The organism is Candidatus Methanarcanum hacksteinii (genome assembly GCF_964305265.1).
Taxonomy (GTDB): domain Archaea; phylum Thermoplasmatota; class Thermoplasmata; order Methanomassiliicoccales; family Methanomethylophilaceae; genus Methanarcanum; species Methanarcanum hacksteinii.
In genome coordinates, this window is record NZ_CAYATA010000002.1 from 25,830 (window position 1) to 50,526 (window position 24,697).

Annotated in this window: 27 protein-coding genes and 1 tRNA gene; 22 read left to right on the forward strand and 6 right to left on the reverse strand. The window is 48.1% G+C overall.

The genetic code is table 11. The features are described 5' to 3' along the window. Window positions 1–2: 2 nt before the first annotated feature. Window positions 3–419, reverse strand: coding sequence for a hydrogenase iron-sulfur subunit (locus ACI2NF_RS00975; RefSeq protein ID WP_177971755.1), 417 nt, complete (start codon window positions 417–419; stop codon window positions 3–5). A 5-nt stretch (window positions 420–424) separates the two neighbouring features. Beyond that, entirely contained in the window at window positions 425–3,442 is a 3,018-nt protein-coding gene (locus tag ACI2NF_RS00980) for an FAD-dependent oxidoreductase (protein ID WP_400148085.1), read from the reverse strand. 357 nt (window positions 3,443–3,799) lie between these two features. On the opposite strand from ACI2NF_RS00980, the gene ACI2NF_RS00985 reads away from it, so the two are divergent. The 13 genes from ACI2NF_RS00985 (at window position 3,800) to ACI2NF_RS01045 (ending at window position 12,170) form a co-directional block, all read left to right on the forward strand. Continuing rightward, complete coding sequence (locus tag ACI2NF_RS00985; RefSeq protein ID WP_400210954.1) at window positions 3,800–4,294, forward strand: hypothetical protein; 495 nt, start codon at window positions 3,800–3,802, stop codon at window positions 4,292–4,294. Window positions 4,295–4,307: 13 nt separating this feature from the next. Beyond that, window positions 4,308–4,610 carry a hypothetical protein gene (locus ACI2NF_RS00990; RefSeq protein ID WP_400196946.1) on the forward strand — a complete coding sequence of 101 codons (303 nt, stop codon included), beginning with the start codon at window positions 4,308–4,310 and terminating at the stop codon, window positions 4,608–4,610. A gap of 58 nt (window positions 4,611–4,668) precedes the next feature. After that, entirely contained in the window at window positions 4,669–5,379 is a 711-nt protein-coding gene (gene psmA / locus ACI2NF_RS00995) for an archaeal proteasome endopeptidase complex subunit alpha (protein WP_177971752.1), read from the forward strand. 11 nt (window positions 5,380–5,390) lie between these two features. After that, on the forward strand, window positions 5,391–6,086 hold the full coding sequence (locus ACI2NF_RS01000) for a ribosome assembly factor SBDS (RefSeq protein WP_177971751.1): 696 nt from the start codon (window positions 5,391–5,393) through the stop codon (window positions 6,084–6,086). Between the two features lie 27 nt (window positions 6,087–6,113). Beyond that, window positions 6,114–6,809: an exosome complex RNA-binding protein Rrp4 gene (gene rrp4, locus ACI2NF_RS01005; RefSeq protein ID WP_400147635.1), complete on the forward strand. Its 696-nt coding sequence runs from the start codon at window positions 6,114–6,116 to the stop codon at window positions 6,807–6,809. Then, on the forward strand, window positions 6,809–7,558 hold the full coding sequence (gene rrp41, locus ACI2NF_RS01010) for an exosome complex exonuclease Rrp41 (protein ID WP_400147647.1): 750 nt from the start codon (window positions 6,809–6,811) through the stop codon (window positions 7,556–7,558). The genes rrp4 and rrp41 overlap by 1 nt, the downstream gene beginning before the upstream one ends. Further along, on the forward strand, window positions 7,551–8,324 hold the full coding sequence (gene rrp42 / locus ACI2NF_RS01015) for an exosome complex protein Rrp42 (RefSeq protein WP_400206314.1): 774 nt from the start codon (window positions 7,551–7,553) through the stop codon (window positions 8,322–8,324). The genes rrp41 and rrp42 overlap by 8 nt, the downstream gene beginning before the upstream one ends. Before the next feature lie 5 nt (window positions 8,325–8,329). After that, the gene (locus tag ACI2NF_RS01020) at window positions 8,330–8,572 is read left to right on the forward strand and encodes a 50S ribosomal protein L37ae (RefSeq protein WP_177971747.1); all 243 of its coding nucleotides are present in this window, start codon (window positions 8,330–8,332) and stop codon (window positions 8,570–8,572) included. Between the two features lie 21 nt (window positions 8,573–8,593). Then, on the forward strand, window positions 8,594–8,725 hold the full coding sequence (locus ACI2NF_RS01025) for a DNA-directed RNA polymerase subunit P (protein ID WP_048112863.1): 132 nt from the start codon (window positions 8,594–8,596) through the stop codon (window positions 8,723–8,725). An 8-nt stretch (window positions 8,726–8,733) separates the two neighbouring features. After that, the gene (locus tag ACI2NF_RS01030; protein WP_177971746.1) at window positions 8,734–8,970 is read left to right on the forward strand and encodes a KEOPS complex subunit Pcc1; all 237 of its coding nucleotides are present in this window, start codon (window positions 8,734–8,736) and stop codon (window positions 8,968–8,970) included. Further along, window positions 8,971–9,318, forward strand: coding sequence for a prefoldin subunit beta (locus ACI2NF_RS01035; protein WP_177971745.1), 348 nt, complete (start codon window positions 8,971–8,973; stop codon window positions 9,316–9,318). Window positions 9,319–9,443: 125 nt separating this feature from the next. Next, window positions 9,444–11,027, forward strand: coding sequence for an InlB B-repeat-containing protein (locus tag ACI2NF_RS01040; RefSeq protein ID WP_400149753.1), 1,584 nt, complete (start codon window positions 9,444–9,446; stop codon window positions 11,025–11,027). Window positions 11,028–11,186: 159 nt separating this feature from the next. Next, on the forward strand, window positions 11,187–12,170 hold the full coding sequence (locus tag ACI2NF_RS01045) for a DHH family phosphoesterase (protein WP_400147626.1): 984 nt from the start codon (window positions 11,187–11,189) through the stop codon (window positions 12,168–12,170). A 1-nt stretch (window position 12,171) separates the two neighbouring features. On the opposite strand, the gene ACI2NF_RS01050 is transcribed toward ACI2NF_RS01045, so the two are convergent. Beyond that, window positions 12,172–13,275: a tyrosine--tRNA ligase gene (locus tag ACI2NF_RS01050; protein WP_400209573.1), complete on the reverse strand. Its 1,104-nt coding sequence runs from the start codon at window positions 13,273–13,275 to the stop codon at window positions 12,172–12,174. A 109-nt stretch (window positions 13,276–13,384) separates the two neighbouring features. Here ACI2NF_RS01050 and ACI2NF_RS01055 point away from each other — a divergent pair, with 109 nt between their 5' ends. Next, a complete protein-coding gene (locus ACI2NF_RS01055) occupies window positions 13,385–14,683 on the forward strand; it encodes a tripartite tricarboxylate transporter permease (RefSeq protein WP_400210955.1) in 1,299 nt (432 codons plus the stop codon). A 2-nt stretch (window positions 14,684–14,685) separates the two neighbouring features. On the opposite strand, the gene ACI2NF_RS01060 is transcribed toward ACI2NF_RS01055, so the two are convergent. Then, the gene (locus ACI2NF_RS01060; protein ID WP_400210956.1) at window positions 14,686–16,056 is read right to left on the reverse strand and encodes an MATE family efflux transporter; all 1,371 of its coding nucleotides are present in this window, start codon (window positions 16,054–16,056) and stop codon (window positions 14,686–14,688) included. A gap of 11 nt (window positions 16,057–16,067) precedes the next feature. After that, on the reverse strand, window positions 16,068–17,471 hold the full coding sequence (locus ACI2NF_RS01065; RefSeq protein WP_400210957.1) for an aldehyde dehydrogenase family protein: 1,404 nt from the start codon (window positions 17,469–17,471) through the stop codon (window positions 16,068–16,070). A gap of 91 nt (window positions 17,472–17,562) precedes the next feature. Here ACI2NF_RS01065 and ACI2NF_RS01070 point away from each other — a divergent pair, with 91 nt between their 5' ends. The 8 genes from ACI2NF_RS01070 (at window position 17,563) to ACI2NF_RS01105 (ending at window position 23,659) form a co-directional block, all read left to right on the forward strand. Then, on the forward strand, window positions 17,563–18,102 hold the full coding sequence (locus ACI2NF_RS01070; protein WP_400147612.1) for a DUF3793 family protein: 540 nt from the start codon (window positions 17,563–17,565) through the stop codon (window positions 18,100–18,102). A gap of 87 nt (window positions 18,103–18,189) precedes the next feature. Continuing rightward, window positions 18,190–18,265 (forward strand) — tRNA-Val (locus tag ACI2NF_RS01075). 281 nt (window positions 18,266–18,546) lie between these two features. Continuing rightward, the gene (locus ACI2NF_RS01080) at window positions 18,547–19,896 is read left to right on the forward strand and encodes an SIR2 family protein (RefSeq protein ID WP_400210958.1); all 1,350 of its coding nucleotides are present in this window, start codon (window positions 18,547–18,549) and stop codon (window positions 19,894–19,896) included. 563 nt (window positions 19,897–20,459) lie between these two features. After that, entirely contained in the window at window positions 20,460–21,359 is a 900-nt protein-coding gene (locus ACI2NF_RS01085) for an ABC transporter ATP-binding protein (RefSeq protein WP_400210959.1), read from the forward strand. Further along, on the forward strand, window positions 21,352–22,236 hold the full coding sequence (locus ACI2NF_RS01090) for an ABC transporter permease (protein ID WP_400151612.1): 885 nt from the start codon (window positions 21,352–21,354) through the stop codon (window positions 22,234–22,236). The genes ACI2NF_RS01085 and ACI2NF_RS01090 overlap by 8 nt, the downstream gene beginning before the upstream one ends. Before the next feature lie 54 nt (window positions 22,237–22,290). Beyond that, window positions 22,291–22,743 (forward strand): MORN repeat-containing protein, encoded by a 453-nt coding sequence (locus ACI2NF_RS01095; RefSeq protein WP_400149768.1) that lies wholly within the window; start codon window positions 22,291–22,293, stop codon window positions 22,741–22,743. Between the two features lie 234 nt (window positions 22,744–22,977). Further along, entirely contained in the window at window positions 22,978–23,280 is a 303-nt protein-coding gene (locus ACI2NF_RS01100) for an ArsR/SmtB family transcription factor (protein ID WP_177972044.1), read from the forward strand. A 58-nt stretch (window positions 23,281–23,338) separates the two neighbouring features. Further along, the gene (locus tag ACI2NF_RS01105) at window positions 23,339–23,659 is read left to right on the forward strand and encodes a hypothetical protein (protein WP_400147597.1); all 321 of its coding nucleotides are present in this window, start codon (window positions 23,339–23,341) and stop codon (window positions 23,657–23,659) included. Between the two features lie 27 nt (window positions 23,660–23,686). Here the strand turns inward: ACI2NF_RS01105 and ACI2NF_RS01110 are convergent, their stop codons facing one another. Further along, a complete protein-coding gene (locus ACI2NF_RS01110) occupies window positions 23,687–24,691 on the reverse strand; it encodes a radical SAM protein (protein WP_400210960.1) in 1,005 nt (334 codons plus the stop codon). Window positions 24,692–24,697: the final 6 nt, after the last annotated feature.

Below are 24,697 nucleotides of genomic sequence, written 5' to 3' on the forward strand. Positions count from 1 at the left end.
TTTCACTCCTCCTTCTTGAGAGGTGTAGGTCCGAGTGCCTTGATGGTGTCGACGAACTCTACGATCGTCTTCTGGAATTTCTCTCCCTCTGATGCGGATACCCACTCGAGTTTCATCCTCTTGGGGTCAAATCCGTACTGCTCGAGGACCATCCTCAGAAGTGCGATCCTTCTTCTTGCCCTGTAGTTACCGCCGATGTAGTGGCAGTCACCGGGGTGGCATCCGAGGATGATGACTCCGTCAGCACCCTTTGCGAATGACCTGAGGACCCACTCAGGGTCGACCCTTGCAGAGCACATTGTCCTTATGATACGGAAGTTGGTAGGCATCTGAAGCCTTGCAACTCCTGCACCGTCTGCTCCGGCGTATGAACACCAGTTGCAGCAGAAAGCTACGATTCTTGGTTCGAAATCTGCCATGATAATCACTGTCCTCCAACAGGGAAGTCGAGACATGCATCGATCTCAGCAATGATCTGTTGGGATGTGAATCCTTTCTGCTCCATTGCTCCTGACGGACATGCTGCGACACAGCATCCGCATCCCTTACAGAGACCTGCGTTGACGCTGCTCTTCTTCTTTCCATCTACCTCTATGATAGAGATTGCCTTGTACTCACAGCATCCCTCGCAGACACCGCATCCGTCACAGTATGTCTCGTTGACTGAAGCGATGATACCCTCTGAAACGAGGTATGGTTTCGAGATGATCGTGAGTGCCCTTGAAGCTGCTCCTGATGCCTGTGCGAGACACTCGTCCATGAATTTGGGCCAGTGTGCGAGACCTGCAACGAAGACACCCTCTGTTGCGAAGTCGACGGGCCTGAGTTTCTGGTGAGCCTCGAAGTAGTATCCGTCCTTGCTGATCGGGACCTTAAGCATCTTTGCGATCTCTTCCTTCTCCTCTCTGTCGGGTTTGATACCGTTGGCGAGAACGACGCAGTCCACAGGGACCTCGACCTCTTTACCGAGGATCGTGTCGAATGCCTTCACGACGTTACCATCATACTCTGGGAGAGGATCCGTGTCACGGTACCTGAGGAATCTGACACCGACCTCTGATGCCTTTCTGTACATCTCCTCGCGGAATCCGTATGTCCTGATGTCCTTGTGGAAGATCATGACGTTCGCTGTGGGATCTGCGAGTTTGATCTTGATCGCGTTCCTGAGTGAGGTTGCACAGCAGACACGTGAACAGTATTTCACGTCATCAGACCTTGAACCGACACACTGGATGAATGCGACGTTCTTTGCGTTGAATTTGCCCTCTGCGATCATCCTCTCTGCTTCGAGGTTGACGATGACCTTGGAGTCCTTTCCGTAGTTGTACTCTGTGGGCACGTAAGGTGTCGCTCCTATTGCGAGGATGACTGCACCGACGTCGTACTCGGATCCGTCCTTAAGCTGGAGCTTGAAGTTTCCGACGAATCCCGGGATGTCCTTGACCTCTGAGTTGAGGTGGACTGTGATGAGCTTGTTCGCGTTGACCTTGTCGACGAGATCCTTGACGAATGCTGCTGTGTCGACTCCGTCCTCTGAGTGCCTGAACTGGAGTGCGTGTCCTCCGAGCTGTCCTGCCCTCTCGACGAGGTGTACGGGGTATCCCTGTGCGGCGATGTCGAGAGCTGTGGTCATACCTGTGATACCTCCACCGATGACTGCTGCTGCGTTCGTGACGGGAATCTTCGCACCCTCAAGAGGCTCGAGGTAGTGTGCCTTTGCGATTGCCATCCTCAGAAGGTCCTTTGCCTTCAGTGTGGCCTTCTCAGGCTCGTGCATGTGGATCCATGAACACTGGTCACGGATGTTGGCCATGTTGAAGAGGTACTGGTTGAGTCCACCTTCGCGGCAAGCGTTCCTGAAGAGGGGCTCGTGTGTCCTGGGTGTGCATGATGCGACGACGACCCTGTTGAGGTTCTTCTCCTGGATTGCTTGGGAGATTGCCTGGAGTGTGTCCTGTGCACATGCGTACATTGTCTTTGTGGAGTAGACGACTCCGGGGAGTGTTGCTGCGTAGTCTGCAACCTCGGGGACGTTGACGGTCGCACCGATGTTGATACCGCATTCGCAAACCCAAACTCCGATCCTGGGCTCCTCTCCTGCGACATCCTTCTCTGCGGGGAACTCTTTGGGTGCGCAAGGCTCGAAGTTGGCATCTACGATGCATGCTCCTGCCTTCGCTGCTGCTCCTGAGGACTCTGCGACAGTTGTCGGGATATCCTTGGGTGCTGCGAATGCACCAGATACATAGATTCCCTCTCTTGATGTCTCAAGTGGGTGGAAGACCGAGGTCTCACAGAATCCGTACTCGTTGAGGTTGATTCCAAGGATCTTGGAGAACTCCTCTGCTCCTGCAGGCGGGTTGAGACCGACTGAGAGGACTACGAGGTCGAAGACATCCGATTTGGGGTCTCCATTCGCATCTGTGTAGTTGACCGTGAGTGTCTTGTCTGCGTTCTCTTCTACGTTTGAGACACGTGAGGACCTGTGCATGTTGATGCCGTACTGATCCTCTCCTCTGTGGATGTATGCCTCGAACTCTTTACCATAGGACCTGATGTCCATGAAGAAGATATCTTCCTGAACATCTGCGTGTTCCTTTGTAATCATTGCCTGTTTGGTCGCGTACATACAGCAGACGGATGAACAGTATTTCTTCCATCCTTTCTTCTCGGACCTTGAACCGCAACACTGGACGAATGCGATCTTCTTGGGCTCCTCGTGATCCTCGGACCTTCTCTTGATGTGTCCGTGGTCAGGACCTGATGCGCACATCATCCTCTCGAATTCCATGGATGTTACAACATTGTCGTATCTGCCGTAGCCGTATTCCGTTGCAATGTTAGCGTCCCAAACCTGGAATCCTGTTGCTACAACGATCGAACCTACATCGAGAACCTCGATTTCCTCTTTGTCCTCATAGTTGATTGCACCCTTAAGACAAGTCTTCTCACAGACACCACACTTTCCTGCAAGAATCTTCTTACAGTAGTTGGGATCGATCAATGCGACCCTGGGAACTGCCTGTGCGTGAGGGATGTATATCGCTTTCCTTGTGGAAAGACCGTACTCGAACTCATCAGGGATATTCTTCGTAGGACATTTTGCGATACAGTCACCGCAGCCTGTACATTTCGTGAGATCCACGTATCTGGGCTTCTTCTTGACTGTGACCTTGAAATCTCCTGCCTTTCCATCGACCTTCATAACCTCAGTATAAGTGAGTGTCGTGATGTTCGGATGGCCGGCAACATCTGCCATCTTAGGTGAAAGGATACAAGCTGAACAGTCGTTCGTGGGGAATGTCTTGTCAAGACGGCACATCTTTCCACCGGTGGTGGGGTCTTTGTCTACGAGGTAGACGTGGATGTCCCTTCCTGCGAGATCCAACGAAGCCTGGATACCTGCAATTCCTGCACCAATAACCAACGCTGATTTAGTCAAATCTTTGCCTCCGTTACTATTTGTATAGTTTGGAACGAGGATAGAGTATCTGTTGAGGTATTTTAATCGTTTCTAAATAACTATTATATATCATACATGACATTTATTAAAGGCTCTTAAAAAACCAAATTATTTCTTTCCCAACAATTATTGAGTTAATCCTAAAAATTTCATAGCCAGATATGTAAAAAATGTATTATCAAATAAATTACCTCAATAGGTAATGCTACAAATGAAATTGTTGAAAAAATAAAATTAGTTCCGATAATCGGATATAAAATATGGATGAACAGTGGCCAGTATTCGAATTAATTGAACGAATAAAGTATATTAATCAAAGAATCGGTCGAGGGCGGTATGAACATCTCCTTGAACGTACTGGCACAGACATACTATGTGCTATGTGCGATATTCGTTGCATTGTTCCTCACCTCATTCCTGATCCTGAGAAAAAACCGTACGAGAAAGGATGTCGAAGGCCAATCGATGAGAAAACCTACTCATTTTTTGGACATGGACACGGTGGATGCCAAGTGCGACATCTGCTTCGGAAAGGTGGAAGAGGACACCGTGAAGGAATGCAGTTGCGGGAAGGTCTTTCACAACGATTGCATCGACGGAACGGGAGAATGCCCGTATTGTAAAGCTGCATCGAACAGCATGACGGAACGCGATAGCAGGAAAGGCGAATGTTACGCATGCCACGAACAATTGGATGGGAATATATGCCCATCATGCAACACCGTGACCCCGTGGAAGGATGGTACGTTCAGGTGCATCTGCGGCCATGAGATGCACTTCAGCAACGATAAATGCTCGAAATGCAGTGCAACATATAGATACGACGAATGATTTGTGATGGGCAATGGTCGTGAAATCCGTCAGAGGTCGCAGGAGATATGTCGCATTCAAAGTGGATGCGGAACTGACAAGAGAGGCACTCATCTCGAAGTTGCGTGCACTCAAAGGAGGTGATGCGCCATATGTCGTTCAGTGTGCCGAAGGGTGGGCTGTGATAAGGTCGACACCCGATGACGTGTGCAATGATATCGACACCCTCAGGCTAGCTGATGAGTCCGCAGTGCCTATCAAGACCTCAGGAACCCTCAGGACGCTCCGGGACAAGTATGAGGTGCTCAAACGTACCAAAGTACCCGCGCGTAAATAAGGTACACGAATGACTTTATACAACGTCGCGATACCATCCATTGTAAGGAGCTAAAACAATGCAACCAGGACAAATGGCCTATGACAGAGGTATCACTGTGTTCTCACCCGACGGAAGGCTTTTCCAGGTCGAGTACGCACGTGAAGCGGTCAAGAAAGGTACGACCACCATCGGTCTGAAATTCAAGGATGGTGTGATCCTGTTAGTGGACAAGCATGTCTCCAGCAGACTCGTTGAACCGGAGTCTATCGAGAAGATCTACAACATCGACGAATTCATCGGCTGTGCAACATCAGGCCTTGTCGCCGATGCAAGGGTACTCGTCGATGAAGCCAGGAAGAATGCTCAGAACCACAAACTCACATACAACGAGAACATCACTGTTGAAGGACTCGTGAAGAAGGTCTGCGACTACAAACAGTATTTCACACAATACGGCGGAGGACGCCCGTTCGGTACTGCACTCCTCGTAGCAGGTGCCGATGATCTCGGGATACACCTCTTTGAGACCGATCCGTCAGGAGCACTCGTAGCATACAAGGCAGGATGCATCGGTTCGGGTCGCCCGGTCGTACTCGACGTCTTCGAGAAGGAATACAAGGACGACATGACCCTGGATGAGGCAATGGCCCTCGGACTCAAGGCACTCGCTGCCGCTACGGACGATAAGCCCACACCTCAGACCATGGAAGCAGGTATCGTCACGGTCAACAAACCCTTCAGAAGATTCACCGATGATGAGATCTCTGCATTCATCGGCAAAGAGTGAAAGGTGTTGCCATGGTGAATCTTGAAGACGCGATCGTTGCCCGCCTTGAGACTCATGGCGAAACGTTCGAGATCCTTTTGGACCCTGCTGTGATGAATTTCATAAAGCAGGGCAAGGAAGTGGACCTCGTCGACTACATGGCTGTAGAGGACGTCTTCAACAACGCCAGAAAAGGTACGAGACCTGCAGAAGAGAAGGTCAAAGAAGCATTCGGCACCAGCGATATCTGCGAGATCGCATCCAAGATCATCTCCAAGGGAGAGGTGCAGATAACCGCTGAGCAAAGGAAGGAGATGCTCGAGATCAAGAGGAAGAAGATCGTCGCATACATCTCCGCCAATGCGATCAACCCTCAGACGAAACTACCCCACCCGCCTACAAGGATAGAATTGGCATTGGAGGAGTGTAAATTCCACGTCGATCCATTCAAATCCGTGGAGAAACAGGTCGAAGAGGCCATGCATCTCCTGAGGCCATTGATACCTATCAAGTTCGAGAAGAGCAGGGTGGCCATAAGGATCAAAGGGGACGATTATGCGAAATGCTACGGTGACCTTGCAGGTTATGGGGTCGTGGAAAGGGAGGAATGGACCAATGACGGATCATGGATCGGCGTCATGGAGATCCCTGCAGGACTCATTACAGAACTTACAACAAAGCTCAACAACAGGACCAAGGGCCATTCTGAGGTCAGATTGATACAGTGAGCGAAATTACATTCGAGAAGTGATAAAATGGAAAAAAGGAATGCCAGACCATCTCGTGAGATCGTGGTGCCCGGTGACGTCCTCAGCACAAGAGGCGAAAAGGGTGGCGACAACACATACGAGAGAGACGGCAAATTGTATGCTGCGATCCTCGGCGTGAAGAATTACTCACAGAACGGGATCAGCGTCATGCCCATCGGTGGCGTGTACATGCCATCGACAGGCGACACGGTGATCGGAATCATCAACGACATCGCAGCATCCAACTGGATGGTGGACATCAGTGCACCATATCCGGCGCCCCTTCATGTCAATGAAGTGCCGTGGAAAGTGGAATTCGGAGACACATCCAAATATCTGAACGTCGGAGACGCTGTTCTCCTCAAGATATTGATGGTCGATGAAAGTAAGAAGATACAGGTCACCATGAATGACTCCGGCCTTAGAAAACTCGATGGCGGAATGATCGTGGACGTACCTTACTGTAAGGTCTCAAGGATCATCGGAAAGAGCGGATCAATGATCCAAATGCTCAAGAACATGACCGACTGCCGCATATTCATAGGACAGAACGGCAGGATATGGATCGACGGCGACGATGAGAACGCAGAGGTCGCTGCCGATGCTATAAGATATATCGAAGAGAACTCGCAGAAAGGAAATCTCACTGAGAAAGTGAAGGCCCTCATCGAGGAGAGACTACCTGGTGCAGGGGAGGAATGATTATGAGCGGACACACCGACATGGTTTTAGTTGACAAGAAAGGAATCAGGATTGACGGCAGGACCGCCGATCAACACAGACAATTCAAAGTAGAGGCTGGAGTTCTCAACAATGCGGACGGTTCAGCCTACGTAGAGATAGGGAAGAACAAGGTCCTTGCAGCCGTTTACGGCCCCAGGGAATGCCACCCCAGGCACCTTCAGAACCCTAACAAGGCGATCATACAGTGCAAATACAATATGCAGGCATTCTCGGTCAGTGACCGTAAGAGACCTGGACCGGACAGAAGATCCATCGAGATCTCGAAGATCACGGCAGAGGCATTGGAGAATGTCGTTCTGACAGAACTCTACCCCCGTGCATCCATCGATGTCTACATCGAGATCCTTCAGGCTAACGCAGGTACAAGATGTGCAGGACTCACAGCAGCCTCTGTCGCATTGGCTGATGCAGGAATACCCATGAGGGATATCGTTCCCGCATGTGCTGCAGGTAAGGCAGATGGAAAGGTCCTCCTCGATCTCAACAAAGAAGAGGACAACTACGGAGAGGCCGATGTCCCTATCGCAATCGTACCGTCAACGGATGAGATCGTTCTCCTTCAGATGGATGGTAACATGACAAGGAAAGAGTTCGACAAAGCGATCTCCATGGCAGTGGGCGCATGTCATGAACTCTACGACATCCAGAAGGATGCCTTGAAGAGAAGGTACAGCACAAAGAAAGAGGAGGTCGAGGAAGATGAGTGATATCGTCATATCAGAGATCAAACGCGACCACATCGTGAAGCTCCTGAAAGATGGAAAGAGAGAGGACGGACGCAGATTCACAGACTACAGGGACATCTCGTACGTCACCAACTGCATTGAATCCGCAGACGGATCCGCGAGGGTCAAACTCGGAAAGACAGAGGTCATCGCGGGTGTGAAGATCATACCTGGTACGCCATTCCCGGACACCCCGAGGGAAGGAGTCCTCACCACAGGAATGGAATTCCTGCCGATGGCGCACCCATCATTCGAGAGCGGTCCGCCAGGAGAGGATGCGATCGAGCTCGCACGTGTCGTTGACCGTGGAATACGCGAATCGAAGATGGTGGATGTAGAGAAACTCTGTGTGGAAGAGGGTGTGAAGGTATGGATGTGCTTCATCGACATGTACGCTCTCGACTATGATGGAAATCTCTTCGATGCCGCCAACCTCGCAGCAGTGCTCGCATTGAAGACTGCCGTGATCCCCTATGAGCAATATGAGCTCGGTGAGAACCAACCACTCCCGATCACATGTACGCCTATCTCGATCACAGCAAGTAAGATAGATAACACTTTAATATTAGACCCGAATTTCGACGAAGAACACATCTCAACTGCTCGCCTGACGATCACGACCGATGACAAAGGCAACTTCAGGGCGATGCAGAAGGGCGGAAAGGGCTCAATCACACTCGATGAGCTCAGCCAGTGCCTTGATGCGGCCGTCGCAAAGGGCAAAGAGATCAGAAAGATCATTGGGTGATAAAGATGTCAAAGAGAACAGAGAAAGCCGGTACAGCCGGAAGGTTTGGTGCAAGGTACGGTGTCGTCGTTCGTAACAGAGTGAGGACAATCGAAGCCAACCAGAAGAAGAGTCATGAATGCCCCGTGTGCCACCACACCTCAGTCAAGAGAGTGAGCTCAGGCATCTGGGCATGCAAACACTGCGGTGCAAAATACGCAGCTGGCGCATACTCACCTGACCTTAAGAAGGCAACAATCGGCGAGTGATTCGATCCAGAGGTGATTTGATTGTACAGATGTGCTAAATGCAACGAACCTATCAGGAATGTCAATGCGTTGGGACTCCAGTGTGAGAAGTGCGGATCCAAGATCTTCTTCAAGGAGAGACCTAACGTCAAGAAAGTCCTGAAGTCGGACTGAGTACGATCATGTTGAGTGCAGAATTGAGGATAGTTTCCGCTGATGCGGAGACTATCATCTCTTCTTTGAGACCGGAAGCAGGGCGCGAGTTACCCCGTACGCATGTCGAGATCTCAGGTTCAGACAATGAAGCTGTGATCAGGATAGAAGCGAACGACACTACGGCGATGAGAGCTGCACTCAATTCATACCTTGGATGTATACGCATAACCGAAGATATCAGCAGAATAGCAAAGGTGAATTGAATGAACAGCATCAGTCCCCAATTGCAGAATCAGATTGCTCAGTTCCAACAGCTCCAGCAACAGCTTCAGGCCGTATCCTCGCAGAAACTTCAGATGGACGCACAGATCAAAGAGATCGAGAGGACCATCAGCGAACTTGACAAGGCAACAGGCGATGTCTACAAGAACGTAGGATCGCTCATGATCAAGGTCGACAACAAAGATTCGGTAAAAGCTGAGCTTGAAGAGGGTAAGGAGACCATGGAGGTCCGTGTGAAATCCATGGAACGCCAGGAAGTTGCTCTTCGTGAGAAATACGAGAGTATGCAGGAATCCCTCAACAAAGCGATGGGCCAGAAATCCGAATGAAACCCTTTCCATTCCAACCCTTTTTTATGATTTTCAATCGATTTATGAACTTTAAGTCATAAAATGGAAGTTTTTTCCTTGGTCCATGTCGATAAATGGATTAATAATCACTTCATAATGAGGTTATGAAATCCGCACATGGCAAAACGTACGCATTCTTGCTAGTGACCGTCATGCTTCTCGCATCGATACCTTTCACAGTATCGATCTACGATGATGACACTGAAGCAATGAGTGTAGAGGAATCATCCAGGTGGTACTATAACCAACTGGATGCTCCTATGAAATATGCTTATGATAAACTGTTGGAGACCAACAACGGTAGTAAAGAAGTCGTTGTCACCATACCGGAAAGCAAGATCAACGGACTCTACGATGATTGTGTTGGTGGTAACTCTGCAAAATTGAAAAACAGTTTCGGCAAATTGATCAACTGCTTACATCTGGAAAGGCCTGACATGTATTGTTCATCGGCCACCTACAAGAGTACTTCATCTGGAAAAATGGTGAAGAATGTAGAGATCACGTTTGTGATCGATGATGAGAATACAGCCGCAAAGAACGCTGCCATCAATAATGTCATCAAATCGATAGGCGCCACAACAGGGACCCCTGATGAAAAGATAACAAAGATCCACGATTATTTGGTCAATCTATTGACATATGCTACGACCGAATTGAATGCTGAGAAATCCTCAGGAGTTACAAATAATTCCATCCGTAGCCCGTACAAAGCCTTGGTCGGAGACCACAGAGTAGTTTGTGAAGGATATGCGAAATCGTTAAAGATGGCATGTGATTACTATGACATCCCTTGTGTGATGGTCGTAGGCCTTGCGAATAATGGCAATGGAGCAGATGGACACATGTGGAACCTCGTCTATGTTGGTAATTCATGGTACACTGTGGATGTCACATGGGATGATCCCGTCGGAGGCAGTGGTAACAATCTGCGTCACACATACCTCCTTGTCGGTCAGAATACCAAGGATGACAACAGACTCACGACCGCTGTGTCGCACAACACGAGTACAACGACCAGATACGGATTCTCACTTCCATTACCTCTTGCCCCCAACAAATACGGTGGAGATGATGCTACCATCAACTTCTCAACATATGGCGGAACAGCGATCAGCCCGATGACTGTGAAAGTAGGTTCGACACCAACGATCCCAACAACAGTGAGGAACGGTTACACCTTCGGCGGATGGTATCTCGATAGCAGGTTGACCGAGAAGTGGAACAACACTCCGATTACCGGAGACGTTACACTCCATGCGAAATGGATCGCGGATGCAGGCACTGTTGTCACGTACGTTGTGACGTATGACAACAACGGTGGTCAGGGCGGACCCGGTAGCATCTCGACTGATGCTACGGGCGTGACCAAGATCTCATCCGCAAAACCAACTAAAGAAGGCTTCTCATTCAATGGTTGGAATACAGCGAAGAATGGAAGCGGGACGGCATACAAGGGTGGAGAGACGATCACGATCAGTCAGAACCTCACACTCTATGCACAGTGGTCTGACGCACCCATAAAGGAGGGTACGCTCGACACCATCAAAGAGACATTCGACAAGTTCCTTGATAAGACCAAGGAATTCATGGACGAAGAGATGATCGATGGCGTCAAGAACCTCTATGTGGTGGTCGGCGGTGCCGCTGTCTTCTTACTTATCGCAGTGCTTGCGATGAGGCGCTGATCAGGGAAATGGGTCCGATGGATCGATCATCGGGCCCTACCCACAGCATGATACCTTGGTTTTAAAAGAGGACATAGAATGATGGTGTTCTCAAATCCTCACATCTTCAGACTACAAAAAAGCTGGTTATTTTATATCTAGATTCAATCTCCTCGACTGATGTACGAAGAGATCGCGAATAAACTGAAGGGTGGGAAGAAGGTCGTAATGGTCCACGGCAATGCCGACATGGACGCCATATCGTCTGCCTATGCGATCTCAAGATGTTTTCCGACATGTGACATCTACGCACCTTGCGGCATCGATCGCGTATCTAGATTCGTACAGGAGAAGATAGGATTCGATGTCATCGAGAAGTGCGACCTTAATGATTATGATCTTGTTGTTGTCGTCGATACATCGTCCCCTGAACAGTTCGGAATGGAGGGCTTCAGCATACCTGCGAACTGTCTTGTGATCGATCATCACCTGCCTTCAGGGAAATGGAAGTGTGATGATTTCTATTGCGACCCTGACAAATGTGCATGCGCTCAGATCATACTCGATATCATACGCGAGAACGGTATCGAACTTACACGTGATGTAGGATTGATGCTCCTTGGGGGAATGCTCACCGATTCGGGACACTTCCAATATGGCGATTATGTCCTATTGAAGGATTTTGCATATATCTTGGAGAAGACAGGCATCCAGATGGATGAGGCATTGGCACTGACACGCACCGAGGCCAGCATGTCCGAACGTGTAGCCAACATGAAATGCATCGGAAGATCCAAGTTCGAACGTGTCGGAGATATGATAGTCGCCACTTCGTATGGCGGTAGCTTCGAAGCATCCGGATGCAGAGCATTGATGGCGGCCGGTGCGGATGTAGCGTTCGTAGCATCACAGCGCGATGATAATTTCCGTCTCAGCGCAAGGGCGACACAGGAGATGGTCCGCAGAGGGATCAATCTTGGAGAGATAATCAAAGGCATCGGTTATGAGACCACTACAGATGGTGGTGGCCACGATGGTGCCGCAGGACTCTCTGGGATCGGTGATGTGGAGGCTATGCTCCACATATGTAATTCCAGAACGATGGATGAGTTCAGAAAGATAAAGAAGAACAGGGAAGTCGTTTCCGACGACCCTGATGAGTGATTCAGAGTTTACCGAGTTTCTTGAGGACCCTCTGCATCGCCTCATAGTTCTCAGGGTGCTCATCGAAGTATTCTTTGACCGGTTCAAGGACCTTTATAAGTCCCTCTGCTGCACCGCTCTTGAGATCCGAAGGGAACAGTTTACCGCTGAAGTATGCTTCGGAGAGTTCCTCGTAGCTGTTGTAGACGGCTGAACCTCCTCCGAATTTCTCAGGGAATGTTATCTCGATCTTTCCAAGTTTGGGGAATATGATGCTCTTACAGACCATGAGCACAGGGTTGATGGATTCATCCTCCCTCTCCTGAGGGCAGAATGCCTTCTTCATCTTCCTCCTGATGTCCTCTGGAGTGTCGTGGATCCTAAGGCTTGCGTTGGGGTCGCTCTTCGACATCTTGAATGATGTGTCGATGTCCGCGTCCTCCTTCTTCAACATTGCGGGATCCATCCTCTGTCCGCCCTTGAGTCCTGGGAGGAGAGGTGTGTGCAATGCGATGGGTTTCTTCCATCCGAGTTTGTCGGCTGCATCACGTGCGAGCATGTTCGCTCTTCTCTGGTCCAATCCTGCGTAGGATATGTCCACATCCAAGTAGAATATGTCCGCTGCCTGAAGTATGGGGTAGAAGATCTTCGATGTATCAAGATCGGCATCGTTCTCGGAACGACCCATGATGGTCATCGCTCTCTTGACCCTTGAGAGTGATGTGACCTTCGCGATTTTGATCACTTTCTCCCAGTAGTCTATGCCGTCCAAGAGCTCGTATGCATATCTGAACTCCACTTTATCTCTAGGTACTCCGAGTGCGATGAAGCAATCCTCGAAGTATTTTGCACATATGCGGATGTTCTCGATGTCCCCGCCGAGCTTATCATTGATGTATGCGTGCCAATCTGCCCAGAAGATTATGACCTTGATCCCTGCATCGCAAAGATCCTTGATCTTCGCTGCGACCAATGCCCATCCGAGGTGGACGAGACCGGACGGTTCGAATCCGATATACGCTGTAGGCTGATAGCCCTCCTTAGCGAGGAGTGCCTTCAGCTCTTCGCCCGTGGTGAGTTCCTGAACATTCCTTGTTATCAGCGCGTATCTTTCTTCGACATCCATGATATCTGAGGGGTTGCTATCGCACATGCGTATAAATGACTTGTGAGAAATGGAACGGGACTAACTGTAATATCTCGATTATAACCATGGGCATAAGGTCATCGGATGTGTGATCGTAGACATCGTCCTGATGATCGTCACCATGTCACTCATAGGTGCTGCGATGGGGACATTCTCCGGAATGGTACCAGGTATCCATGTCAATACCTTAGCGACGATGATGTTGGCAGCATATGGGCCGATGGAATGTGTGTTGGAACCGTTCATTCCAACGGGATATGTTCCGATAGCGGTATGCTGTTGCATAGTGTCTGCAACGATAGTGCATTCATCAGTGGATTATGTACCGTCAGTATTCACAGGTGCACCGGATCCCGATGATGTCGTATCAATGTTGCCTGGACACAGGCTGTTGAATGATGGTCGCGGAATGGTGGCGGTGAGATCCGCTGCGATAGGCAGTTGCGTAGGTTCATGCGTATCGATCGTTCTCGCCATCCCATTGCAATTCCTTCTGATGAATGGCCTGGGGGATTATCTGGACAGCATAACGGCATTCGTCCTCTGTGCTGTCGTGATGATATTGGTGATGAATGAGAAGGGTATCAAGAGGATGATCATGAGTATCATCATACTCCTGATATCAGGATGCCTTGGATTGGCATGCATGGATCTGGATATACCTTGCAATGGCATCATGGACGATGGTACGTTACTCTTCCCTATGCTGTCCGGATTGTTCGGTATGCCTGCGATGTTGGAATCGCTGAAGAAGAGTGAGGTCGTTGAACAATACGATGATGATGAATTCCCTGTATCTCCTATCCCTGGGATCAAGGGTGTGCTCATGGGAAGTCTCACGGGATGGTTCCCAGGGATCACATCCACCACGGGTTCGATAATCGGTACGATGTTCTCCTCTGTGAAGAGAGCGGAGGATTTCATCTCTATGACTGCATCGATCGGGTCGGCATCCGCGATAATGATGCTCACAACGTTGTCGGTATCAGGGAAGGGAAGATCTGGGGCCATGATGGTCGTGGAGGATATCCTTGGCGATGATGTCATCGGCATACTGAATGAGAGATTCCTGATATTGCTGACGACCGCTGCCATCGCAACGTTCATCGCATATCGTATGACGATCCGTTGTGGTATGGTGATGTGCGATATCGTTTCCAGATTCGACATCTCGAAGGTCAATCGTCTATGTCTGATCCTGATAATCGTGTTGGTAGCGTCATTCACAGGGCCTTATGGGACTTTCATATTGATCGTATCCACCATGATCGGGTTCATCCCCATAAGATTCGATATCGGGAGGGTATACCTTACAGGATGTCTTCTGATACCGACGATATTGACATTCCTTTATGCGAGAGAATTCGTACTGATGTCCTTGCTATGATATCACGCATTGGATGGATTATTGGATCCGATCCTTGCCGATACCTGCTTGAACATGTATCTTGCGTGGATGAACATCATCGAACCTCCGACGATCTCCGCCACGATGTTGGCATACCACACGGCATCCAATGTCCCGATCACATACGTTCCCACTGCGAAACAGAGGACGAGGAACATATTCCTGAACAATGTGTTGACCATCGCATGGCCTGCCTTGTTCAATGATTGCAATAGACCGGAACCGACATACACCAAAGCGAATGGTATCATCGACACTGCACATATCGCAACGAGTTTGTACATCGAATCGTACATGTACGGCATGCCGCTGGATCCTGTGATCATACCTGTGAACAATCCATTCAGGATACAGAGGATGATCGTCAGTATTGTGGTGATGATCAATGACAGATGTATCGAGAATCTGAATGCATCGTTGATCATATCGAATCTACGCATACCGTATTCTGCAGAGCATATCGACACCAATGCGCCGCCTATCGCCTGAGCAGGCGTCATCAATAGCATGAATATTCTCATGCACACACCGTATACGGCAACGGCATCCGTCCCACCGACTATCACGATGAAGAAATTCAGGAACAGTGTGAACACATTCATTATGGAAAGCTCCAACATCTCCGGGAAACCCACGGACATGATCTCCTTCATCGTGGACCTGTCCCTTACGAAATCCTCTTTCTTCAATGAGACAAAGGTATTCCTCCTCACGAGATACCAATATATCCCCGGTACGATGGAGATCATGAATGATATCGATGTGGCCCATGCCGCACCTGTTATGCCCATGCCCAATCCATAGATCATTATCGGATCCAGGATCATGTTCAGGACTGCACATAACACTTGAACATACATCGAACGCTTTGCAGCACCCTCTCCACGTAACATGCCTGATAGTACACCCGACAGGATGAGGAACAATGTGCAGATGTACAACGGATATGCGTAACTAAGGCATTCACTGATGGTATCGCGTGCTCCGAACATCAAGAGAACGGGTTCAGCTGTTGTTATAAGAAAAACTGTGAGTATGATCGATGTCACGACCGTAAGGATGATACCTTGGCCTGCGACCCTGTCGCAATGTGCTCTGTCGCCTCTGCCTATGCTCCTCGATATCGCGGATGATATACCGATACCAAGACCTGTCCCTGCACCGACCAATGCGGTGTATATCGGTGCGACGATACCTATAGCTGCCAATTCCTTGGAACCAAGTCCCGATACCCATAGCGTATCGATGAAACTGTTCGCTTGTTGTATCAGGAATGCAAGGCATAGCGGGATGGCCAATGCGACCACGCCCTTACGCTGATTGCCCAGTAGTACATCCACACCGTCAGGCATACCCTGTCACATCAATCCATGAAATTATTCACGATCGCCTTGGAAGCCGCTGTCGGCACCTTGCGATCGTTCACGAAGACATATTCCGCATCGGCCTCTTCCACGAACCTCTTCGATACAGCCTCATCCTTGGTGATGATACCTGCTGATAATCCGTATTCTGTACAATTGATTATGTCCATCGCATCATCGAGGTCGGATGCCACCTGTATGGACAATATCGGTAATGCACTGTCCATGTTGTTGAGATCGTGCTCATCATCGAGCCCCATGACTATCGCGGGTTGAACATAGTAGCCGTTCTCGGTCATCGGATCTTTGATCCTCTTACCGCCGAATATGACGTTACTCTTTACGGAATCGAGCATATCTTTGAAATCCGCAACTTTCCTCTCTGATATGACCGGACCTGTGTATGCATCAGGTGTCGTGGGGTCGGTGATCTTCATGGAATTGGCTTCTGCGAGTATGTTCTTGACGAACTCCTGTTGCTGTCCTTCTATGAGGATGACTTTTGAACAGGAACTGATCAACTGTCCGCTGAATCTGAATGCGGCATCCAATACGGCCTTTGCCGCGGATTTCATGTTCGCCGGTTTGTACACGAGGATAGGATTCATCCCTTTGATCTCGTTGATGAACTTCAACTCATCATCCGCCTGAAGGAACATCAGATCCTCCATCTTCTCGCCTGAACCGGATGCAGCTACGCCGACAACATCGAGGTTATTGGCGAGATCCTCGGATGATTTGCTTGTAGAATCTGTGATGATATTGAGTACCCCGTCGGGTACGCCACATTCTACCAATACATTATACATATAATATACAGGAAGTGTAGAGTGGACGGATGGCGTCATGACGACGGTGTTACCTGCGAGGATCGCTACGGATGCGTATCCTATCGGTGCGGCCAATGGAGAGTTGTATGATGACAGTACTGCCCACACACCCTGTGCCTTACCATCCTTCTTCTTCAGATCGGAACATGCGTTCCTTATGACAGATACTAAAGTGTCCACCTCTTCGAGTGCGCATGTCTTGTCCATGCCCACGCTGATGGATACCATGGCCGCCAATCTGAACCTCTGCTGCTCGATCTTTGCGACGACCTTCTCGAATATCGATATCCTCTCATCCACACTCACCTTGCTCCACTTGGCAAATGCCTCTTTGGCGACGGATACGGCCCTCTCCACGAGACCTTCTTCGGGTTCTTGGTATGTTCCGAATATTATCGTATTGTCTATCGGGCTGAATACATCGGCCGACATCCCTGATGCGACCTTCAATCCACCGATATAACTAGGGTAATCCGACTTCCCGGTACTGAGGACGACATCGATCGCTTTGGCGAATGCTGCATCCTCTTCGTTATCCAATTTCGGTTCGGTGAATTTGAGTGTATCTGCCATGCTTCGTATGTATGTGTATCAAGTCTTAAATCTTATCTCAATTTTTAGTCAAGCCTAAATTATTTATATGAATTTAGCCTTTCCTAAATTGATGGTAGAAAAGCGCATCGTGGAACAATGCGCCCCGACACTCGCGGGGATAAAATGCGGCAGCTTATTCAGGGTTGGCTGCCCATACAGCGAAATTGCCTTCGAAACGAAACGCCTTAGTGACATACTCAATCCCCGCGGTGTCACCATAACATGTTTTGAGATGGGTTGCGGAACGATAGTCTACACCCACAGGACCAATCTGATCGAAAGGATGGATACGGAATCCATCGATTATCTATCCAAAAAAGGATATGACGTGAAAGATACGTCGACGTTATTGTCATCCCTTAAGGATATGATAGAAAAGAATGGCTGTCTGCCTCACGAGATCGGCATCTTCTTGGGATATCCGTTGGATGATGTGAGAGGATTCATAGAGAACAACGGAAGATGCCCGAAATGTATCGGATGTTGGAAGGTCTATGGTTCAGAGACCGCTGCCCACAGGATGTTCTCAAAGATACACAAATGCAAAGAGGTGTACTCCAGACACTATTCATCGGGTACACCGCTCAGCAGATTGACCGTGAATGTGTGATGTGCGTTCCAGTTCTCATGGATGTATCTGATAGGCCCACTGGTCGTAAATAAGGGTTAAATACGGAATAACCTTAATCCGACTCACGGACCCGTGGTCTAGGGGTTATGACGTCGCCTTCACACGGCGGAGGTCGCCGGTTCAAATCCGGCCGGGTCCACCATATCCGAAACCGAGATTTTTGTGGTTTTTCGGAGAATTCGACAGAATTTCCTGAAATTTGATCACCACCAAATTATGGGGGAAAGAAAGTAATCGACTACCTCTCGCCCGCTTTATATATCTATATTATCTCTCCCCTCCCCCACTTAGGTATTTTTTCGAAAAACATTTCCAACAACCAAAGAGGCTTTCACTGTTGGTGGTCAGAATAGGAATCAGAATTGAAGCTACACAGTGTAACTCATAAAGAGAGATTAATAAGGAAAACAGACATACAATCTTATGGATAGCACTCTTTTTTCAGAATTTAACCGTCCTCCGGCCCTAATTATTGGATCGGGCATATCTTTGAGATATCTTGAGGGTTCAAAGGATTGGGTAGGTCTATTAAAAGCACTAGCTACCAGAATGGGCATGAGCAATGGCGATTTTCTCGCATATGAAAGCGGTGCCAAACTCGAATTTAATAAAAACAAGATATCGGATGGACTCACTACACATTTGCCTTATCTGTGCTATGATCTCGAGAAGTACCTAATTGATTCGTTTAAAAACAAAACTTTGAATGCATCCGAGTTTTTTACGGAAGAAGAGTACAAACAGTACGAAGAAGGAATGGATTCATTAAAAATCCTGGCAGCTTCCGAAGTTCAAAATTACAAACTGCGTACCGATGATAAGTGTCTAGGAGAGATAGAACTATTCAGAAAGATTGCAAATGTAATCCCCTGTGTGATTACTACTAATTATGATGATTTCCTCGAAAAAGAAATTTTTCAGGGAAAATTTGCAGTATACTCTGATGTTTCCGATTATTATGATCCAGAATCCCAGGGCATCGGAGAAATCTACAAAATACATGGAACAGCAAACAACCCCAATTCTATGATTCTTAACGTCGAGGATTACAAATCGTTCGAAAAAAAATCTGCTATTGTGTCTGCGAATATTATGTCAGTATTATGCGACTATCCCGTGCTAATTATGGGTTATTCCCTGGAAGATCCGGATATAAGGGCAATCTTGAACGACATTGCTTCTGCTCTAAGTCCAAATAAATTAGCAAAATTCGAATCCCGCATCATATTTGTTTCGTATAAACCGGGTGAAAATGACCTCATGATCAAACCTTACAGCTTCGGTGAACACGGTAACAGATTGACCATCCGTTCAATCGAAACGGACAATTTTGAATCGATTTTCAAAGAACTATCATGCATGGAACCCAGTACTTCCCCCTCAATGATAAGAAAATTCAGAAAATTGGTTAAGAAAATTGTGATTTCTACTGAACCCGATGACTCAGGGTATATCTTATTAGGAATGAATGATTCAACATTTAATTCAGTTGAAGGGAAAGTTATTGCTATTACGGACCAGAATTATATGCGCATGTTATTGAAAAACATACCAAACATGAAGGGCGAAGATCTGGTAAACTATATCCTGACAGATACCTCCGAATACAACCCCGATGCTATTGTCAACCATTTCCTTAACGCCAGGAATGTTTACAGAAAAGACCAATATGTGCCGATTTACCATTATCTACTTCAGGTGGACAAATCCATCTATATCGATTCAGAATTCCTAAAAAAAATACACCGAAATAAAGAAAGACCAATTCGATAGAAAAATCACAAGCAGTGCCTGCCAAAATATTCTCGGTGGAAAATCTATCAGAACAGCAGAAGACTTGAAAAAACATATCGAAACTCTTCCAAATTACAAGCGGGCAATAGCCATATTTTACTGTACATACAAAGGGATTCTTTCACCCGATGAAGCTACAGAAGTATTGAAATGGACATATGTGAACAGAGACCGTTTGAAGATAGTCGAATCTGATGTCAATCTTACATTAACGTACATCGGTTTTGTCAAATGGAGCGAAAAACAAGAACAGTGACCCACAGGAAGTCCACGTTGTGAAAAAGTACTGTGGGTATGCGCTATAAGTATTATCAATTTATAACATATTAATGTTTTTACATTTACCAATATGTGATTTTGCAGATTTGTCTGAATTTAAGAGTTCTTTCTGTAGAAGATGTCCGTTCGACGTTTTCTGTCCCGTGCCCATTCGTCGATTGATAGCAAGATGGATCTTTTCGCCCGATGCTACATCATAACCAGAGAAAAAGACGATGAGTAGTACCGATAGTTTCATACGGATATGAGGTCGTGCAACGGCCATGTTAGCTGTCTCCGTCAACGGATTGCGGAAATCATACGCCGAATCCGAGGCTGTCAAAGGGATATCATTCGATGTGAATGAAGGTGATTTCTTCGCATTCTTAGGGCCGAACGGAGCCGGAAAGAGTACAACGATCTCCATCATATGTTCCCTGTTGAAATATGATTCAGGATCTGTGAGGATATTCGGAAAGGATCCGATCGATGCGAAGATGGATATCGGTGTCGTATTCCAAGATCATATGCTCGATCCGAATCTTACCGTCGAAGAGAACATCTCGCTCAAGGGTGCGATGTATGGTCTCAAGGGAGATGAACTGAAAAGGTCTACGGATCGTGTATTGGGATTGGTCGATGCGACCGACATACGCGGTCGCAGATACGGGAGACTATCGGGCGGTCAGAAGAGAAGGGTCGACATCGCCAGGGCGTTGATACATGATCCGAGGATGCTCGTATTGGATGAACCAACATCAGGATTGGATCCGCAGAGCAGAAAATCCCTATGGGACACGATATTCGATCTCAACAGAAGATCAGGGATGACGATATTCCTCACCACCCATTACATGGAGGAAGCCGCCTATGCGGATGATATCGTGATAATAAAGGACGGAACGATCATCGCACACGGGACTCCGGAGAGGTTGAAGGAAGAACATTGCACAGATTACATCAAGGCGATCCCGAAGGATCGCGATGCACTTATTGCTAGATTGGATTCGATGGACGTAGGATACACCATCAACAAGGATACCATCATAATCCCGATAACCACATCATTCGATTCCCTCCCGATCATAGAATCGGTGAAGGATCTGTTGACATCATTCGAGGTCAGGACAGGAACGTTGGATGATGCATTCATAGATATCACCAGGGGTGATCCCTATGAGTGATATGGCCGCATTCGTGAGAAGGAACTGCCTCATCTATTTCAGGGACAAGTCATCAGTCATATTCTCCCTGATGGGGGCATTGATAGTCATCCTCCTCTACTTGATATTCCTGAGGAACATGTTGGTCGATTCGATAATAAGCTCCATGCCCGCTTCATTCCCATATGAGGAGGGTGCAGTGAAGGGCATGGTTGATGCTTGGGTGCTCTCTGGTGTCATCGCGATTGTATCGGTCACGACCACCGCAGGCGCATTCCAGACCATGGTCCAGGATAAGGTCGATGGGAAGTATCTGGATGGACTCATGACAACTATGTCTCCATTGAAGATCTCAGTATCCTACGTACTGAGCACATTCGTCATCGGACTCATCATGAGCGTCATCACGTTCATCATCTCAGTGATATTCCTGGTCGCAAGTGGAACTGAAGTATCCATGACAGGCATCCTTCTGACATTGGTATTGACCATACCTGCTTCGCTATCATCTTCGATGATAGTCTATACCATCGTATGCAAGATGAGAAGTGCGGGTGCATTCACGGGGATGTACACCATATTGAGCGTACTGATAGGTTTCCTCACAGGCACATACATGCCGATAGGCACGATGGATACCGTCATGCAGAACATCAGTACGATGGTGCCTGCGACACATATGGCATCACTGATGCACCGTGCCCTCGGTACGGAATCGTTCGATGTCGTGATGGGCGGTGCACCTTTGGAGACCTATGCCGATGTGTGGAATACCATGGGATACGAGCTCACGATGTTCGGATGTGATTTCACGCCGATGATGAGCATACTGTATGTATTCGGTATGACGGCATTGTTCTTCGTGATCGCGGTGCTCATCAATCGCAAGAACTGTTGAGAGATAGCATATCTCAAACGTCAGATTATTATCCTCGTCCGTATACACAATGACATGGACAACCTCAAGGTCATCAGGATCACCTATAACGACGGCGTCTATGTGGGGCAATACATAGAGAAGGACGGCGAACCCGTAGAGGATGGTGTCGGCGTATTCACATGGGAGAACGGTGACGTGTACGAAGGAGAGTATTCCAACGGTGCGAGGAATGGCAACGGTCTATTCGTCTGGGCTGACGGAAAGAGATACGAAGGCGATTTCGTCGATGACAGGAGAGAGGGCGTAGGTAAGCTCGAATGGGCCGATGGTACGTTCTATGAAGGTGAATTCGTCAACGGGAAGATGCATGGGAAAGGAAGACTCGTCTGGTCCAACGGAGAGGTATACGTAGGATGGTTCGCCAATGACAAGATGGAGGGCCATGGCATCCATTACGCCAAGGATGGTTCCGTGATCTATGACGGAGATTGGATACAAAGCTGTCCTGTTGGCTTGATTGAGTAAATTCTATATTATTTCACTAAAAACTTAAATAATGATGGCCTCATTGAGATATCACAGAAGCCGCTACGACATCACTAACATCCATTGTCTAGGAATAACGAATAATTACCGTGATTCTGCCTCCTTTCGGCATTCTGTCATACGGGCAGACTTGAAGGAGTATGCCCGTATGGAATAATTCCATATCGATATGTTTCAATAAGTCTATATCTGACGTCATGCTAATCGCTCCTCATGAGTGATACAGTCAAGATGTTGAAGGCTCTGGCCGATGAGAATCGCTTGCGCATATTCAAGATGCTCTTGAACGGAGAGACATGTGCATGCAAGATACTTGAACAGCTGGAGGTCTCCCAACCCACTCTATCACACCACATGAGGATCCTTGTGGACAGCGGACTCGTCAATTCGAGGAAGGATGCTCAATGGATGAGGTATTCGATCAATAAAGAGAACATGAAGGAACTCATCTCATTCTTCGGTTCTATCGATGTGTCGAACATACCCGTTTTCAATCCAAGTTGTGATTGCAACTAATATCGATAATTGCCTATATAGAGAAGTATCTATATAATAGTCCGTCGATATAATATACATGGCAGCAGACAACATAGTTGCAATCGTTAAGGCATTGGGCAGTGCAGAGAACCTTGAGATCTTTGAGATGATATCATCCAACGCAGAGATCTGCGGATGCAAGATCGGAGAGAGATTCAAGCTCGACAAGGAAGGCGTGGACAGGATGGTATCGGATCTTGTGATCTCAGGATTGATCGACGTCGTAGAAGGCGACGATTGGGACCACTACAAGATCAACGAGACGGAGATGTGCCTGTTGAACAAATACTTCAACGACAGGATCTTCGAATGCAGGTCCACTGGTTGCAAGTGCAAATGCAACAGCGGTTGCTGTTAAAACAGACGGGTGGGGTCACACCCACCATCATCTTCTTCCATTACCATAATGTTCTTTGGAGACAAGTTCATAACCCGCCTCCATGAACATCCCTCTGATATCATCATGCTTATGTATCCATTCAGAGAGATTCTCATTATCCTGACGCGGTGTGGCACCTATCTCTGCCGCTGCATTGTTGGCACCGAATCCTATGGACATCCTATTAGCTGGATGGGCTGCGATGTTCCCTTTGAATGATAGACGGACCACTGCGACTATCTGAGATAATCTCTCATCCGATATCTCGGCCATATCGCCCAATGGTGTTCCGGGGACGCTCTCGCGCCTCATGACGCATATGCCCACAGGCCCCTCATCCCTGAGTTCGATTATCTTGTCAGCCAACTCCTCGTTCGTGAATTCTGGTCCGATAGGATCCAGACCTGTGGTCAACATCAGGCCGCCGGCCTTGATGTTCCTCATCGTGGTCAGACGCTCCTCCAACGAGAATGGTGTGTATCTTCCCTCGCCCAATCTCGGGACGTGATATGCTGCGGTGAATCCGCATCCCTTGAGATATCTAGCATCGTCAACGGTCAACTCCCCGGTGTTGACTGTGAGGAAGTAATCTCCGGGGACCTCTTCCCTGACCTTCTTCCCTAATTCGCCCAACCTTTCGATGGAATAGTATTCCGTTGTCCTCAGAGTGAATTGATAGTATCCTTCCGCGTGTTTCTCGCGAACGATCCTGATGACCGCGTCATCCGATAGTTCAGCACATTCCTTGACGAGACCCCACTTCTCCCCAAGCGAACAGAAATCACAACTTGCCGAACATGGACATAGATCGAGACCGATCGATGTCCCTACCTTGGCCTGATTCATCACCAAGAACCTTGAGACGTCCCTTGCGACTTTACCGAGATATACGAACTCCTCAGAACCTGGTTCGATATCCAATAATGAGATAATCGTATCCCTATCGATATCATCAGGTCCTAGTACGGCCCTTTTGGCCCCATCGATCAATGCTTTGATCCTATCATCCATTGGTAT

What these genes read in the sequence shown, in the direction of transcription:
- ACI2NF_RS00975 (WP_177971755.1), bottom strand. Translation starts at nt 419, where the DNA reads ATGGCAGATTTCGAACCAAGAATCGTAGCTTTCTGCTGCAACTGGTGT.
- ACI2NF_RS00985 (WP_400210954.1), top strand. Translation starts at nt 3,800, where the DNA reads ATGAACATCTCCTTGAACGTACTGGCACAGACATACTATGTGCTATGT.
- ACI2NF_RS00990 (WP_400196946.1), top strand. Translation starts at nt 4,308, where the DNA reads ATGGTCGTGAAATCCGTCAGAGGTCGCAGGAGATATGTCGCATTCAAA.
- psmA (WP_177971752.1), top strand. Translation starts at nt 4,669, where the DNA reads ATGCAACCAGGACAAATGGCCTATGACAGAGGTATCACTGTGTTCTCA.
- ACI2NF_RS01000 (WP_177971751.1), top strand. Translation starts at nt 5,391, where the DNA reads ATGGTGAATCTTGAAGACGCGATCGTTGCCCGCCTTGAGACTCATGGC.
- rrp4 (WP_400147635.1), top strand. Translation starts at nt 6,114, where the DNA reads ATGGAAAAAAGGAATGCCAGACCATCTCGTGAGATCGTGGTGCCCGGT.
- rrp42 (WP_400206314.1), top strand. Translation starts at nt 7,551, where the DNA reads ATGAGTGATATCGTCATATCAGAGATCAAACGCGACCACATCGTGAAG.
- ACI2NF_RS01020 (WP_177971747.1), top strand. Translation starts at nt 8,330, where the DNA reads ATGTCAAAGAGAACAGAGAAAGCCGGTACAGCCGGAAGGTTTGGTGCA.
- ACI2NF_RS01030 (WP_177971746.1), top strand. Translation starts at nt 8,734, where the DNA reads ATGTTGAGTGCAGAATTGAGGATAGTTTCCGCTGATGCGGAGACTATC.
- ACI2NF_RS01035 (WP_177971745.1), top strand. Translation starts at nt 8,971, where the DNA reads ATGAACAGCATCAGTCCCCAATTGCAGAATCAGATTGCTCAGTTCCAA.
- ACI2NF_RS01040 (WP_400149753.1), top strand. Translation starts at nt 9,444, where the DNA reads ATGAAATCCGCACATGGCAAAACGTACGCATTCTTGCTAGTGACCGTC.
- ACI2NF_RS01045 (WP_400147626.1), top strand. Translation starts at nt 11,187, where the DNA reads ATGTACGAAGAGATCGCGAATAAACTGAAGGGTGGGAAGAAGGTCGTA.
- ACI2NF_RS01050 (WP_400209573.1), bottom strand. Translation starts at nt 13,275, where the DNA reads ATGGATGTCGAAGAAAGATACGCGCTGATAACAAGGAATGTTCAGGAA.
- ACI2NF_RS01060 (WP_400210956.1), bottom strand. Translation starts at nt 16,056, where the DNA reads ATGCCTGACGGTGTGGATGTACTACTGGGCAATCAGCGTAAGGGCGTG.
- ACI2NF_RS01065 (WP_400210957.1), bottom strand. Translation starts at nt 17,471, where the DNA reads ATGGCAGATACACTCAAATTCACCGAACCGAAATTGGATAACGAAGAG.
- ACI2NF_RS01070 (WP_400147612.1), top strand. Translation starts at nt 17,563, where the DNA reads ATGGTAGAAAAGCGCATCGTGGAACAATGCGCCCCGACACTCGCGGGG.
- ACI2NF_RS01080 (WP_400210958.1), top strand. Translation starts at nt 18,547, where the DNA reads ATGGATAGCACTCTTTTTTCAGAATTTAACCGTCCTCCGGCCCTAATT.
- ACI2NF_RS01085 (WP_400210959.1), top strand. Translation starts at nt 20,460, where the DNA reads ATGTTAGCTGTCTCCGTCAACGGATTGCGGAAATCATACGCCGAATCC.
- ACI2NF_RS01090 (WP_400151612.1), top strand. Translation starts at nt 21,352, where the DNA reads ATGAGTGATATGGCCGCATTCGTGAGAAGGAACTGCCTCATCTATTTC.
- ACI2NF_RS01095 (WP_400149768.1), top strand. Translation starts at nt 22,291, where the DNA reads ATGGACAACCTCAAGGTCATCAGGATCACCTATAACGACGGCGTCTAT.
- ACI2NF_RS01100 (WP_177972044.1), top strand. Translation starts at nt 22,978, where the DNA reads ATGAGTGATACAGTCAAGATGTTGAAGGCTCTGGCCGATGAGAATCGC.
- ACI2NF_RS01105 (WP_400147597.1), top strand. Translation starts at nt 23,339, where the DNA reads ATGGCAGCAGACAACATAGTTGCAATCGTTAAGGCATTGGGCAGTGCA.
- ACI2NF_RS01110 (WP_400210960.1), bottom strand. Translation starts at nt 24,691, where the DNA reads ATGGATGATAGGATCAAAGCATTGATCGATGGGGCCAAAAGGGCCGTA.